This window comes from Sporanaerobium hydrogeniformans, assembly GCF_002735925.1.
Lineage (GTDB): Bacteria > Bacillota > Clostridia > Lachnospirales > Cellulosilyticaceae > Sporanaerobium > Sporanaerobium hydrogeniformans.
Map to the genome: position 1 here is coordinate 1 of NZ_PEDL01000002.1, position 14,330 is coordinate 14,330.

Consider the following 14,330-nt stretch of genomic DNA (forward strand, 5'->3'; position numbering starts at 1 on the left):
CAGTTCGGTCCCTATCCGTCGTGGGCGCAGGAAGTTTGAGAGGAGTTGTCCTTAGTACGAGAGGACCGGGATGAACGGACCACTGGTGCATCTGTTGTCTTGCCAAAGGCATAGCAGAGAAGCCAAGTCTGGAAGGGATAAACGCTGAAGGCATCTAAGCGTGAAGCCCCCCTCAAGATAAGACTTCCCATCCAGAAATGGAGTAAGACCCCTTAGAGACTATGAGGTAGATAGGCTTAGGCTGTAAGTGCAGTAATGCATGTAGGTACTAAGTACTAACGGTTCGAGGGTTTGACCTAACGAAAAAAGGTTAAAGTCGTAGTATTTGTTTTTGAGAGTATTAGAGATGAAAGCACCCAAAAGGGTGTTTTTTTGTTGTCTAAGCGTAATAAAGGTATATAGTGCTTAACGAGGAGTAAGCTTGTAGAAAAGTCCTTACCATTCTTATACCTTGAGGTTTTTGGAGATGTATAGTATGATTCAAGATAGCGATGTAAAAAAGGAATAGATGAGTTTATGAAGAATAGAGGAGTAAAAATGATTTATTTAGATTATGCAGCGAATACACCTGTTCACCAAGAGGTACTAGAACTGTTTTATAATACAAACAAAGAATATATTGCTAATCCTAATGCAACACATTTATTAGGTAGGGAAGCTAAAAGTTATATGGATGCTTTAACAGAAAAGATTGCAATAGAACTGGGTGCAAAATCTTCAGAAGTCATTTATACCTCAGGAGCAAGTGAAGCTAATAATTTAGCTATAAAAGGGATTGTAGGAGCTCATAAGACAAAGGGAAAGCATATTATTTCTACTCCACTTGAGCATTCTTCTGTAGGAGCAACATTAGTTGCTTTGCAGCAACAAGGTTATGAAATAGATTATCTTGAACTATTAGAGGATGGCACAATAGATATAGAGCATTTAGAGGAATTATTACGAACAGATACAATACTTGTATCTGTTTGTTACGTAGATAGTGAATTAGGGATTAGGCAACCTATTGAAGCAATAGGTAAACTTTTAAAAAAGCACCCTAATTGCTTTTTTCATACAGATGCGACTCAAGCAGTGGGGAAAATCCCAGTAAGCTTTGAGCTAGTAGATTGCCTAGTTTTTGCTCCTCATAAATTTTTTGGATTAAATGGATGTGGTGTTTTATTAAAAAAAGAAATGCTTCAGCTTGAACCCCTTATCCATGGTGGTTCTAGCACCACAGCTTATAGGAGTGGAACCCCTGCGCTAGCACTTGCAGCTTCTACTCAAAAAGCCCTTGAGTTAGCACTTAAAGATTTGGAATCTAACTTTAAATATGTAGAAGGCTTAAATATAAAGTTGAAACGTGCACTAAAAACTTATAAAGGTGTTCGCATCAATAGTACATCAGCATCTATTCCCCATATCCTTAATATAAGTATAAAGGGGATAAAAGCCGATGATTTTCAAAGCATATTAGAAAAACATGAAGTTTATTTATCCACCAAATCTGCTTGTTCAGTTGCCAATACCCCATCACGTCCAGTTATGGCATTAACAAAAGATCGGAAAAATGCATTAGAATCTTGGCGAATAAGTTTAAGTTATTTAGTGACAGAAGAAGAAATTGAGACTTTTTTAAATATTTTTGATAAGTGTTATAAGTATTTTATAAAATAAGAAGGATAGAAGAAATGGAAAAATATCAAGAAATAGAGCAAAGCTTAATTAAAAAATTTAGAAAATGTATTTGGAGTCAGTTTATAAAAGGAGTAAGAGACTATGAACTGGTAAAGGAAGGTGATAAAATAGCTGTATGTATTTCGGGTGGAAAGGATTCTATGCTTTTGGCAAAATGTATGCAAGAGCTTAAAAAGCATAGGAAAGTAAATTTTGAATTAGAATTTATTGTAATGGACCCAGGTTATAATGAAGTGAATCGTGCGCAGATTATAGAAAATGCAAAATTAATGAATATCCCTATTCATATTTTTGAATCAGATATTTTTGATATAGTGGCAGAGGTAGAAGAAACCCCCTGTTATTTATGTGCAAGAATGAGAAGGGGATATTTATATAAAGAAGCACAGGCTTTAGGATGTAATAAAATTGCATTAGGTCATCATTTTGATGATGTAATTGAAACTATTTTAATGGGGATGCTGTATGGCGCTCAGATTCAAACGATGATGCCTAAGCTTCATAGTACAAACTTTGAAGGTATGGAACTAATAAGGCCTCTTTATATGGTAAGAGAAGAAGAAATCATTGCATGGAAAAACTACCATGAGCTTCAGTTTTTACAATGTGCATGTCGTTTTACAGAGGCTTGTTCACTAGGTGATCATCAAGGTGGTGGTTCTAAGCGACAAGCCATGAAAAGGCTTATTAAGCGGTTTAGACAGGAAAACCCATATATTGAAATGAATATTTTTAGAAGTGTGCATAACGTTAATCTTAATACTATTATTGGTTACCATGATGATGAAAAGCAATATAGCTTTTTAGATACGTACGATAAGAAAAATAGTTGACAGATGTCATAGAATTGTGTAATATAGTACAAGTAATCAGTAGTTTAAATTTAATATCTTATCCATTTATTAAAAAAGGATAAGCCCGAGTGGCGGAACTGGCAGACGCACAGGACTTAAAATCCTGCGAGCTAACCCCTCGTACCGGTTCGATTCCGGTCTCGGGCATTAAAAAGCTCCAAATAATTTAAAATTATTTGGAGCTTTTTTGACATGTATAATACAAATAAAAAGGATAGAAAAGCTTTGGATGTCAGATTGACTAAAGAAATATAAATGAATAAATACCTTACTGATAAAAAAGGAGAATAATTATAAAAATATTGACTAATCAGTCATTAGAGCATATAATGTGTAGTGACTAGTTAGTCAATCGTTAAAATTAAGATAAACTAGGCTAATTAGATTTCAATTTAAGGTGGAGAAAATGGATAGCCGATTTATTAATTTGCCAGAAGAAAAAAAACAGGCCATTATAGCTTCTGCTATAAAGGAATTTGCAGCACATAATTATGATAAGGCATCTACAGATGTTATCGCTCAGCAAGCCGGGATTTCAAAAGGAAGTTTATTTAATTATTTTAAAAACAAGTTAAATTTATACCGTTATATTTTAGAGCATTGTACAGTCTTAATGGCAGAGGAACTTATTGCAGAGATAGAACAAATAGAAGAAATCGATTTTTATGATCGTTTAAAAAAAATTACCCTTCTTAAATATAATAGTATTTTAAAGCATGGAGAAGAAGCTCAGATTTTATCACAATATTTTTTTAATCCAATAAGTGCCCTAAAAGAACCTATACCTATTATTGAGAGATATCTATCAATTAATGATGAACTTATTGATAAATACCTCATTCAATATATTGATGAGAGTAAATTAAGAGAAGGTGTTACAAAGCAGGATGTTATTTTTATTACCTTTACCTTTGCAGAAGCTATTGGAAAGAAGCATGAGGAGATGGAACGTATGATGCTTTTAGGGAAAATGCCTGGTATGGAGAAGGGACTCGCAGATTTTGATAAATATATTGAAATTCTAAAGCATGGTGTGTATAAAGTTTAATATAATTGTAGCTTACTCATAAAAGTACTACATTTACTATATATGATTTAAAAGGGTAGAGGGGGTTGAAGGGTAAAATAAGTTAAGGATATGCTCAGTAAGCATTTATAATAAATAGGAGGCTAATATGAAGAATAAGAAGTTATTAATAGGAGTTATGGTTGTTATATTGATAGGAGCTTTTGTTGTGGTTGCTGTAGCTAAAAAACCAAAGACAGAAGAGACAATAGGAGGACTCAAGTCAGGTCCAAGAGTAACTGTAGAACGTGTTAAAAAAGATAATATTCAAACCAAAATTTCATCAAGTGGAAAATTAGAAGCTGAAAATACATGTACAATTTATGCAGAAACACCTAATACAGTTGTAGAAGTACATAAGAAAGCAGGAGATCTAGTTAAAAAAGGAGATGTCATTCTTACCTTAGATACGGCAGCTCAAGTAAAGACAAGTAAGCAAATAGAAGCCTTAGAGCTTAAATTAAAAGCAGCCCAAGATGAACTCAATAAGCTTTTAGGTGCTGGTTCTAAGGAAGAGATATTAAGTGCGCAAAGTGCGATTTTAAATGCAGAAGTAGATGAGCAAAATACAAAAGATGCTTTAGATAGCAAAAAGACAGAACTAGAAAATTTAAGAAGAGATTTAAAAACCTCACAGCTTGAATATGATGTGCAAAAGCAATCATTTGAGGCAGGTTTAGCTTCACAAAAAGAGTTAGATGATGCTAAAAATAAGCTTGTTCGATTGGAGCAAGATATCGAAAGCACAGAAGTAGCCATTGCTGCTCATACTAAAAAGTTAGAGACGATTGCACTCAATAAAGAAAAGGCAGAATACAACCTAGATGTGCTTCTTAATAAAATAGATGACTCAAATAAGAGGCAAAAAATTAGTAATCAACAAGCAACGATTAAAGAATTACAGACCCAGATTTTTAATAGTCAAACTGATTTAGGAAAAATAGATACACAAATTGTAGCACCCATTGATGGTGTTATTACACAAACTATCGAAGATGAGGGAGCACCTATTGTACAAGGCACAGTCATTGTTACCATTGTAGACCCAAGTAAGCTAATAGTGAACTGTCCTATTTCACCTTATTATGCAGCAGATTTAAAAGTGGGGTTAGATGCCACTATCAAATATACAGGTTCTAAAATCATCGAGGTACAGGGAAAAGTATCTAAAGTATCTCCAATAGCTCTTACTCAAACGGCAGCAGACAAACAAGCTACAACTACTATTCCTGTAGAGGTACAAGTGCTTAATCCAGGAGAGGTTATTAAGCCAGGTTTTACAGTGGACGTAAAAATTATTACTGAAACAAGAGAAAACGTTTGCCTTGTGCCACTTCTTGCGACCATTGAAGATGATGATCAAGATAAAACTTATGTATATGTTGTAGCAGAAGATGGAACCCTTGAAAAGCGAGAAGTAGAACAAGGATTAAGTAATGGATTGAATATTGAAGTCTCTAATGTAAAAGAAGGTGAAATGATTGTTGCCAGCCCTTCAGATTACTTAAGTGAAGGTATGCAGGTATCATATGAAAAGATAGGTGATGTAAAGTGATTGACGTTCAAAAAGTAAATAAGATTTATCGGAATGGGAAATTAGAATTACAAGCTTTATTTGATATTGATTTTAAAGTAGAAAAAAATGAGTTTGTCTCAATTATGGGTGCTTCTGGTTCAGGTAAATCTACGTTCCTACAAATTTTAGGTTGTTTAGACCATGCTTCTTCAGGAACCTATATTTTAGATGGTATCAATGTATCTGAGGCAAAAGATAAAGACTTCTCTAAAATTCGAAATCAAAAAATCGGATTTGTATTTCAGGCTTTTAATTTACTTCCTAAGCTTACTATTACAGAAAATGTAGAGCTTCCTATGATCTATGCGGGCATTAAACCAAAGGAAAGAAAAGAAAGAGCCATTGATGCACTTATTAAAGTAGGACTAGGTAACCGTATTAAACATACACCTAATGAAATATCAGGGGGACAAAGGCAAAGGGTGGCTATAGCTAGGGCACTTGTTAACAACCCTGCTATTATATTGGCAGATGAACCTACAGGAAACTTAGATAGTAAATCAAGTATAGAAATTATGAATATTTTTCAGCGTCTTAATGATGTTGGAGTTACCATTGTCATGGTTACACATGAGCCGGAAATTGCAGAATACACTAAAAGGAAAGTTGTTTTTAGAGATGGAATTATCATCGAAGATACACCGATACAAAACAGGCGAGGTGTATAATTATGAATTTAAAAGAAAGTATTGTTTTTGCCCTTAGACAACTTATAGGAAATAAAGGGCGTACACTATTAACGATGTTAGGCATGTTTATTGGGATTGGTTCAGTTATTATGATATTGGGGCTTGGAGAGGGATTCAAGGGGCAAATGGCCTCTTTTGGTGAAGAAATAGGGATAGGAGCTTTCTATGCTTACACTAAAACAGGGGAAACCCATAACCTTATTACAGAAGAAGATATTGAATTACTTAACTCTATGCCAGAAATAAAAACAGTTATGGGGAGCATCAACGCATCAGGAATAGCCTATGACTCTAAAAGAGAGGAAATGACCTTTAGAATCTATGGTTCAGATCCAAACTATGCAGAAGTCATTGATAAAAAAGAGTTACTTGCTGGACGTTTTATTAACCCAGATGATGATAGGGCCTATGCAAGGGCTATTGTAGTTCCCGACTTTTTCTCAAAAGTAATGTTTAATAAAAAAGATTATAAAAGTATTGTTGGTGAAAGTATAGCACTAACGATTAATAACCAAGAGGAACAATTTACAATAATAGGTGTTTATAAAACGAATGTGAAGTTAACTGATTCAAAAGAGATGCTTAAAAAAAGGCTACAAAGTCAAAAAATGTATGTTCCTATTAAAACATTGGCTTTAATCTGTGAATATGGAGAGGGGTATAGCTTTGTAGATGGTTTGGCTAATACAGAGTATGATGCAAAGGAAGTGGGTGCAAAAGTTCGTAATTTCCTAAATAAAAGACATCAACAAAAGGATGAATACGAAGTAATGACTTTAGCTCAACAGATGGATATGATTAATCAGATGCTTAATATGATTACCTTATTTATAGGAACAGTTGCAGGCATTTCGTTACTAGTGGGTGGTGTAGGAATTATGAATATCATGCTTGTTACGGTAAAGGAAAGAACCCGAGAGATAGGTATACGAAAAGCATTAGGTGCTACTAATGGGGTTATATTAAGACAATTTTTAATTGAAGCTTTGATGATTACTATTATAGCAGGGATTATAGGTATGCTAATGGGATATATAGGTGCTATGCTTATCGGAGCGCAATTTGATATAGCAGCTAAGCTTTCAATAGGAATGATTTTATTCTCAGCAGGTGTTTCCATCTTTATTGGACTAGTATTTGGTGTTTATCCTGCTTATCAAGCAGCCCAGCTTGAACCCATTGAAGCACTTAGGTATGAATAGAAGGGAAGGTTACTGATGAATGAGGTTGTAAAAGGCGCCATTAGGCAGCTAAAAAGTAACAAGTTAAGAACCTTCCTGACTATGTTAGGAATGTTCATTGGAATTGGTGCTGTTATCATTATTTTAAGTGTAGGAGAAGGTTTAAAAGGATATATCAATAGTCAATTTGACCAAATGGGTAAAGGGACTATCGAACTCAAAAGCCGTACCTACGTCAAAGAGGATATGATTACAGCGGATGACTTAGAAGAAATACGAAATATTGAAGGAATAAAGGCTGCTATGAATTACCATAATCAATATTGGGGGAGCATTACAAATTATAAAAAAGAAACAAAAGAAATTATGCTTTTCGGAATTACAGAAGAGGTAACTAAAATACAGCCCTTTGAAATGGTAGAAGGACGCATGTTCTCTGAAGCGGACGAAAGGTTAAGAAGTCCTGTTATTATTATTGATGAGCTAGCTGTTAAAAAACTATTTAATCGCACAAAAGCCAAGTATGCTATAGGAAAAAGCGTGGAACTTAATATTGGAGGAGAAATGCAGAGCTTAGAGGTTGTAGGGGTGCTCAAAAACAAGACACCTAGTGTGATGCCAGCTGAGATGATGCCTATTATGGGCTATCTCCCTTTTTCAACATTAGATCCATTAATTGCCTATGGTGATGGCTCAAGCTACAGTAGTTTTATCATTGTAGAAGATGGTAAAGACCCGAATGAGTATGGAACCATTATTACACGTATATTAGAAAAGAAACACGGGAAAAAGAATATTTTTGATGTGAGTGCGATACTCGATCAAATGGATGAAATCAATAAGGTTTTAGATACCATGAATCTTTTTATTAGCTTGGTAGCAGCTGTATCACTTTTAGTAGGTGGGATTGGTATTATGAATATTATGACCGTAACAGTAAAAGAGCGCACCAAAGAAATAGGAGTAAGAAAAGCACTTGGTGCTACCGATAAGCAAATATTGTATCAGTTCCTTATAGAAGCTCTAATACTTACTATTATAGGAGGTATTATTGGAATGATAGTAGGATATCTAGGTGGTATCATGCTAGGAGCAATGATTGATGTAGTAGCTAAAATGACTGTAGGGATGGTCGTTCTTTCAGTTGGTATATCCAGTTTGGTAGGAATTGTATTTGGAGTATATCCAGCCTATAAGGCTGCAAAATTAGATCCAGTTGAAGCTTTAAGGGATGAATAAAATAGGAGGAAAAATATGAAGAGATTGGTAAAAAAGTTAGCCATAATAGTACTCAGTAGTATGATGATGACAGCTTCTGTTTATGCAGCAGATAACAATACGATACAAGTTACAAAAGAGCAAAAAAAAGTGTTGACTTTGGAAAAGGCTATTGAGGCAGCAACTATATATAGCCTTGAGTTATCTAGCAATGCACAAGAGTTAGAAGCGTATAAGGCTAACTTAGAAAGCTTAGGTATAAAAGGAGTAGGCAGTCAGTATCAAGCAACTTACTACTCTAAGCTTAAAAATGAACAAGATAGGCAGTTTATAAAAGATAAAATTACATATGATATAACTACTCAATATTATAGTTTAATGATGCAGCAAAAAGCGGCTAAACTTTTAGATGAAAAAATTGCATTAGAACAAAAGTATGTGCAACGTGCAGAAATTCAAAAAGAAAATGGTCTTTTAGATAATTTATCTTATCAAAAGATAAAGTCACAATTAGAAGCTACAAAAATAGATAAAATAAAGGCTACTCAAAATTATGAGCAGACACAAAAGACTTTTGAAATGAACACCAATATTAAAATGGATCATTATACTTTAGAGGATAAAGTGGAGTATGCACCTTTAGTATTTAAAGGATCCATTGATGGTTATGCAGCAAGTATGGCAGGTAAATTAACTGAGTATAGTGAAAAAATAGCTAAATTTAGTGGAGAAGCGAGCATTGATACTTTATTAAATGGAGGACAAATGGTTTATAAGTCAGACCTAGTAGCTGCTCAAGCAACCAATGCTCAAAAAGAAAATAATGTAGAGCAAAGTAAAAAAGCTTATAAACAAGCTGTTATAGGAATTTATACAACTCTATTAAATACAGAACAATCTATTGAAGTTGCAAAAGAGCAGTTAGCTATAAAAACAGCAGAAGTTAATAAATTAGGTATTCAATTAAAAGCAGGTCTTATTAGTCAACTTGCTTATGATGAAGCAGTTTACGCTAAGAATAATTTAGAAAATCAGATTTATCAAAATGTTATAAGTCATAATCAATACAAAATGAGTTTTGAAAAACCTTGGGTAAAGTAAGTTAGTATAAAGCAATAAAATTAAAAGGTAGTTCCCTTAAAAGAAAAGGGTAACTACCTTTTTTGTATGAAAAATAAAGTAATCAAATAAAGTAGTAAATTTTTCTAAAAATGGAACAAACTTAGAGAGAATAGTAAAATAAAATGAGTATAACTAAACTTAATTTATAGAAATAGTACCTTTTAACACAACTTTATAGGCTGTTTATTAGTTTGAAAATTTAGATTTATATAAGAAAACTACAGAAAACAAATAAGATAAATCAACTATAAAGCTAATGCTATCAATCGAAAAGCAAAGGAGTATATCTTATACTAAACAAAATGTTTTATCTGAATGAATTTTTGGGGATTTTGTATTGACGTTTATTTCATTAGTCGTTATAATTTGATAGGTAAGTTTAATCTCTGTAAACAAAAAGTTTATAATTAACGATAAATAATAAAATTAAGGAGGGTCAAAGATGGATATTGGTAATAAGATTAACCAGTTAAGAAAGAAAAATGGACTCACCCAAGAGGAGCTTGCTGACCGTTGTGAGCTTTCGAAAGGGTTTATCTCTCAAGTGGAAAGAGGACTGACTTCGCCATCTATTGCCACGCTTATTGATATACTTGAATGTTTAGGTACAAATTTAAAAGATTTTTTTAATGAATCTAGCCAAGAAAAAATTGTTTTTACAAAACAAGATGTTTTTGAAAAAGAAGATAAAGAGGATGGGAATATGATTACTTGGCTTATTCCTAATGCTCAAAAAAATGATATGGAGCCTATTCTTATAAATATTGAGCCAGGTGGGCAATCTACTATAGATGCACCACATGAGGGTGAAGAGTTTGGATATGTGATTGCTGGTAATATTTATGTTCATCTCGGGAATAAAAAGTTCCGTGCAAAAAAAGGCGATAGCTTTTATTTTAGACCAACAAGTGATCATTATTTACAAAATACAGGGAAGACAAAAGCAACTGTTTTATGGGTTGCTTCGCCACCAAGTTTTTAAAGGAGATGTATAAGTGTGATGAATGAAAAAACCAGACCAAATGATTATATCATTGATTTAAAACATATATCCAAAAGCTTTGAGGATACACAGGTATTAGATGACATTAGTATGTACATCAGAAGGAATGAGTTTTTAACCTTGCTTGGTCCAAGTGGGTGTGGAAAAACAACCTTACTCCGTATTATAGGAGGGTTTGAAAGTGCCACAGAAGGAGAAGTGCTTTTTGAAGGGAAAAACATAGGTGACTTACCTCCTTATAAGCGTAAAATTAATACTGTTTTTCAAAAATATGCGTTATTTCCTCATATGAATGTAGAGGATAATATTAGCTTTGGGCTTCAAATCAAAAAGATGGATAAGAAGCTTATTCAAAAGAAGGTATATGAAATGCTTGAACTCGTTAATTTAAAAGGTTACGAAAAAAGAAGCATTGATTCTCTAAGTGGTGGTCAACAACAGCGCATTGCCATTGCAAGGGCTCTTGTAAATGAGCCACAAGTGTTACTTTTAGATGAGCCTTTAGGAGCTCTCGATTTAAAGCTTCGTAAAGGAATGCAATTAGAGCTTAAAAAAATTCAGCAAAAAGTAGGAATTACTTTTATTTATGTTACGCATGATCAAGAAGAGGCACTTACTATGTCCGATACAATTGCTATTATGAATGAAGGTAGAGTGCAGCAAATAGGTACACCTGTAGATATTTATAATGAACCTAAAAACGCTTTTGTAGCAGACTTTATAGGTGAAAGCAATATTTTACAAGGAATCATGTTAAAGGACTACCTGGTACGTTTCCACGATGTGGATTTTGAATGTGTGGATAGAGGCTTTGGCGAAAATATGCCAATTGACGTAGTAGTAAGACCTGAAGACATTAAGATTGTAGATAAGGATCAAGGCATGCTTAATGGATTAGTAGAAAGTGTAACCTTTAAGGGTGTACATTATGAAATGATTGTTAAGAGTACCAGTTATTCCTGGATTGTTCATTCTACAGTTATGTCACCTATAGGAAGTCAAGTAGGTATGGTGATTACACCGCCTGATATTCACATTATGAAGAGGAGGTAGCCATGAATAAGAAATCTTTAGCAATACCTTATCTTATATGGTCGGCTTTATTTATCATTGTGCCACTGCTACTTATTGTTTACTTTAGTTTTTTTCAAGAGGGACAATTTTCCTTTCAGAGTTATCAAAAATTTTTAGAACCTTATTATATTAAAGCACTATGGCGTTCTGTACAGCTTGCTTTTTTCAGCACAGTTATCTGTTTAATTGTTGCTTATCCACTCGCTATGCTATTAAGTGGAAAGGAAATGTCTAATAAACAAGTTGTTTTGTTACTTGTTATTCTTCCTATGTGGATGAATTCTTTATTACGTACTTATGCTTGGGCAAGCTTACTTGAAAATACAGGTGTTATTAATAGTTTATTACAGGGGATAGGACTTCCTACTATTAAGTTTTTATATGGTGATAAGGCTGTTATTTTTGGTATGGTGTATAATTTCTTTCCCTTTATGGTATTACCTATCTATAATGCCCTTTGTAAAATTGACCCTCATTTAGTAGAGGCATCGTATGATTTGGGAGCTAATAAAGTAACTACTTTTAGAAAGGTTATTTTACCTTTAAGTATGCCTGGTGTAGTAACAGGGATTGTTATGGTATTTATGCCAGCTCTTACAACCTTCCTTATTACACGTCTCTTAGGTGGCGGTAAGGTTATGCTGATTGGTAATATTATCGAAGAACAATTTACACGTACACGTGATTTAAGCTTTGGATCTGCCATTTCTATGATTTTAATGGTACTTGTACTTTTAGCTCTTACTTTCCTTGGTAAAAAAGATTCACTAGATGGTAAAGGAGGCGGATTGTTTTGATCAGATGGCTTAAAAAATCTTATATAGCAGTTATTTTACTCGTTATGTATGCACCTATTGCACTTCTTATGATTTTTTCATTTAATGCGAATCGTTTACCAGTATGGAAAGGCTTTACCCTTGATTGGTATACAAAAATGTTTAATGACGCAGGTATTCAGCAAGCATTTATGTATACCCTATTGATTGCCTTAGTATCCTCACTTTGTGCAACGGTTATTGGAACCTTTGCAGCAATGGGGATTCATCGTATGAGAGGGTGGCAGAAGAAGTGTGTTCTCTATGTGACCTATATTCCATTATTAAGTCCAGATATTGTAATCGGTATTTCCTTGATGATGTTATTTTCAGTTATTAAATTACCTTTTGGACTTCCAACCCTTATCATCTCTCATATTACCTTTAGTATTCCTTACGTTATCCTTTCGGTAATGCCAAGGCTTCAGCAAATGAATTATAATTTATATGAAGCCGCGCTTGATTTGGGAGCGACACCGGGCTATGCCTTTAAAAAAGTTATTTTCCCTGAAATTATGCCAGGTGTTATTGCGGGAACCTTTATTGCATTTACATTGTCTATTGATGACTTTGTAGTTAGTTTCTTTAATAAAGGAGCGGGAGTAGATACGTTACCTATTAAGATTTATTCTATGGCAAGAAAAGGTGTCAATCCAACAATTAATGCTATTTCTACCTTGATGTTTACCACTATCATTGTTGTTTTAGTGGCAACGAATTTAAAGGCCAGTAGGAAAGCAAAAGATACTAATAGATAGAAGATGAAAGGTGAGAGAATTTATGAAAAAGCTTATAAAAGTAGGACTTCCATTAGCATTAGCAGGTGTACTTGTACTATCTCTTGTGGGATGTGGAGGAGCAAATGAAAGTAGTTCAAGTGGAAATGAAAAGGTAGTTGTTTATAATTGGGGCGATTATATTGACCCAGATGTAAATGCAGAGTTCACTAAGGAAACAGGCATTAAGGTAGTTTACTCAGAGTATGCTAATAATGAAGAAATGTATGCAACTGTTGAGCCTGGAAATGTTAATTATGATATCTTAATTCCTTCTGACTACATGATTGAAAAAATGATTAATAATGATATGTTAGCCCCAATGGATACAAGCAAGATTCCTAATTATACAAAAATTGATGAGCGTTTTAAAGGACTCCCTTTTGATAAGGAAGATAAGTATTCTGTGCCTTATATGTGGGGGACAGTAGGAATTGTTTATAATAAAACCATGGTAGATGAGCCAGTAGATAGCTGGGATATTTTATGGGATGAAAAATATGATGATAAGATTTTTATGTATGATAGTGAAAGAGATTCCATTATGGTAGCCCTTAAAAAACTAGGTTACTCTATGAACACAAGAGATCCTAAAGAATTAGAAGAAGCTAAAAACCTGCTCATTAAGCAAGCACCTTTAGTACTTGCTTATGTAGGAGATGAGGGAAAAGGTAAAATGGTAAATGGTGAAGCAGCACTTATGATTGCTTGGGCAGGAGATGCTATGGTAATGATGGATCAAAATCCAGATTTAGATTTTGCGATTCCAAAGGAAGGTTCAAACTACTTTGTAGACTCTATTGTTATTCATAAGGATGCAAAAAATAAAGAAGCAGCTTATAAATATATTGATTTCTTATGCCGTCCGGATATTGCGGCTAGAAATGCAGAATACATTGGTTATTCAACACCTATTAGCGAAGCAAGAGAGCTTTTACCAGAAGAAATTAAAAATAGTCCTGTAGCGTATCCAGATGAAGCCATTACAAGTGCAGATAACATGGAAATGTTCAATGACCCATCAGATGTTATTGAACTATACTCTGATTTATGGACACAAGTAAAAGCTTCCAACCAATAAGTTTAGAATAAATAAGGTAATATAAGAAAAGATTAAGGAGCATTCTTGAAAAGGTAATCGAGAATGCTTCTTTTTAGATGATCTAGAAAAGAATAGTTTATAATTTTTAGAGAAGATAAATAAAAATATGTCATTTAGAGTTGGAAGGATTTTGAACAAAATAGTATAGAGGGCTTTAAAGAGGAAGGGAGATAA

General features: G+C 33.8%; 13 protein-coding genes, 1 tRNA gene and 1 rRNA gene. All 15 read left to right on the forward strand.

What is annotated here, in order from left to right; all coding sequences use genetic code 11:
* Nucleotides 1-299: ribosomal RNA gene (locus CS063_RS02955) — 23S ribosomal RNA — on the forward strand; the annotation flags it as partial.
* A 238-nt stretch (nt 300-537) separates the two neighbouring features.
* Nucleotides 538-1,659, forward strand: coding sequence for a cysteine desulfurase family protein (locus CS063_RS02960; RefSeq protein WP_099448207.1), 1,122 nt, complete (start codon nt 538-540; stop codon nt 1,657-1,659).
* A 14-nt stretch (nt 1,660-1,673) separates the two neighbouring features.
* Nucleotides 1,674-2,513, forward strand: a complete 840-nt coding sequence (locus tag CS063_RS02965; protein WP_099448208.1) for a tRNA 2-thiocytidine biosynthesis TtcA family protein — start codon at nt 1,674-1,676, stop codon at nt 2,511-2,513.
* 83 nt (nt 2,514-2,596) lie between these two features.
* A tRNA-Leu gene (locus tag CS063_RS02970) sits at nt 2,597-2,681 on the forward strand.
* Between the two features lie 259 nt (nt 2,682-2,940).
* Nucleotides 2,941-3,582 (forward strand): TetR/AcrR family transcriptional regulator, encoded by a 642-nt coding sequence (locus CS063_RS02975; RefSeq protein ID WP_099448209.1) that lies wholly within the window; start codon nt 2,941-2,943, stop codon nt 3,580-3,582.
* Between the two features lie 127 nt (nt 3,583-3,709).
* Complete coding sequence (locus tag CS063_RS02980) at nt 3,710-5,155, forward strand: efflux RND transporter periplasmic adaptor subunit (protein ID WP_099448210.1); 1,446 nt, start codon at nt 3,710-3,712, stop codon at nt 5,153-5,155.
* Nucleotides 5,152-5,844, forward strand: coding sequence for an ABC transporter ATP-binding protein (locus CS063_RS02985; RefSeq protein ID WP_099448211.1), 693 nt, complete (start codon nt 5,152-5,154; stop codon nt 5,842-5,844). The genes CS063_RS02980 and CS063_RS02985 overlap by 4 nt, the downstream gene beginning before the upstream one ends.
* A gap of 2 nt (nt 5,845-5,846) precedes the next feature.
* Nucleotides 5,847-7,067 carry an ABC transporter permease gene (locus CS063_RS02990; protein WP_099448212.1) on the forward strand — a complete coding sequence of 407 codons (1,221 nt, stop codon included), beginning with the start codon at nt 5,847-5,849 and terminating at the stop codon, nt 7,065-7,067.
* A gap of 15 nt (nt 7,068-7,082) precedes the next feature.
* Nucleotides 7,083-8,285, forward strand: a complete 1,203-nt coding sequence (locus CS063_RS02995) for an ABC transporter permease (protein WP_099448213.1) — start codon at nt 7,083-7,085, stop codon at nt 8,283-8,285.
* A gap of 15 nt (nt 8,286-8,300) precedes the next feature.
* On the forward strand, nt 8,301-9,365 hold the full coding sequence (locus CS063_RS03000; RefSeq protein WP_099448214.1) for a TolC family protein: 1,065 nt from the start codon (nt 8,301-8,303) through the stop codon (nt 9,363-9,365).
* Nucleotides 9,366-9,828: 463 nt separating this feature from the next.
* Nucleotides 9,829-10,368, forward strand: coding sequence for a helix-turn-helix domain-containing protein (locus CS063_RS03005; RefSeq protein ID WP_099448215.1), 540 nt, complete (start codon nt 9,829-9,831; stop codon nt 10,366-10,368).
* Between the two features lie 18 nt (nt 10,369-10,386).
* Nucleotides 10,387-11,442, forward strand: a complete 1,056-nt coding sequence (gene potA, locus CS063_RS03010; protein WP_099448540.1) for a spermidine/putrescine ABC transporter ATP-binding protein — start codon at nt 10,387-10,389, stop codon at nt 11,440-11,442.
* Nucleotides 11,443-11,444: 2 nt separating this feature from the next.
* Complete coding sequence (locus tag CS063_RS03015; RefSeq protein ID WP_099448216.1) at nt 11,445-12,260, forward strand: ABC transporter permease; 816 nt, start codon at nt 11,445-11,447, stop codon at nt 12,258-12,260.
* The gene (locus CS063_RS03020; RefSeq protein ID WP_099448217.1) at nt 12,257-13,036 is read left to right on the forward strand and encodes an ABC transporter permease; all 780 of its coding nucleotides are present in this window, start codon (nt 12,257-12,259) and stop codon (nt 13,034-13,036) included. The genes CS063_RS03015 and CS063_RS03020 overlap by 4 nt, the downstream gene beginning before the upstream one ends.
* Before the next feature lie 22 nt (nt 13,037-13,058).
* A complete protein-coding gene (locus CS063_RS03025) occupies nt 13,059-14,135 on the forward strand; it encodes an ABC transporter substrate-binding protein (protein WP_099448218.1) in 1,077 nt (358 codons plus the stop codon).
* The last annotated feature ends 195 nt before the right edge of the window (nt 14,136-14,330 follow it).

What these genes read in the sequence shown, in the direction of transcription:
- potA (WP_099448540.1), top strand. Translation starts at nt 10,387, where the DNA reads ATGAATGAAAAAACCAGACCAAATGATTATATCATTGATTTAAAACAT.
- CS063_RS02975 (WP_099448209.1), top strand. Translation starts at nt 2,941, where the DNA reads ATGGATAGCCGATTTATTAATTTGCCAGAAGAAAAAAAACAGGCCATT.
- CS063_RS03000 (WP_099448214.1), top strand. Translation starts at nt 8,301, where the DNA reads ATGAAGAGATTGGTAAAAAAGTTAGCCATAATAGTACTCAGTAGTATG.
- CS063_RS03005 (WP_099448215.1), top strand. Translation starts at nt 9,829, where the DNA reads ATGGATATTGGTAATAAGATTAACCAGTTAAGAAAGAAAAATGGACTC.
- CS063_RS02990 (WP_099448212.1), top strand. Translation starts at nt 5,847, where the DNA reads ATGAATTTAAAAGAAAGTATTGTTTTTGCCCTTAGACAACTTATAGGA.
- CS063_RS03015 (WP_099448216.1), top strand. Translation starts at nt 11,445, where the DNA reads ATGAATAAGAAATCTTTAGCAATACCTTATCTTATATGGTCGGCTTTA.
- CS063_RS02995 (WP_099448213.1), top strand. Translation starts at nt 7,083, where the DNA reads ATGAATGAGGTTGTAAAAGGCGCCATTAGGCAGCTAAAAAGTAACAAG.
- CS063_RS02980 (WP_099448210.1), top strand. Translation starts at nt 3,710, where the DNA reads ATGAAGAATAAGAAGTTATTAATAGGAGTTATGGTTGTTATATTGATA.
- CS063_RS03025 (WP_099448218.1), top strand. Translation starts at nt 13,059, where the DNA reads ATGAAAAAGCTTATAAAAGTAGGACTTCCATTAGCATTAGCAGGTGTA.
- CS063_RS02960 (WP_099448207.1), top strand. Translation starts at nt 538, where the DNA reads ATGATTTATTTAGATTATGCAGCGAATACACCTGTTCACCAAGAGGTA.
- CS063_RS02965 (WP_099448208.1), top strand. Translation starts at nt 1,674, where the DNA reads ATGGAAAAATATCAAGAAATAGAGCAAAGCTTAATTAAAAAATTTAGA.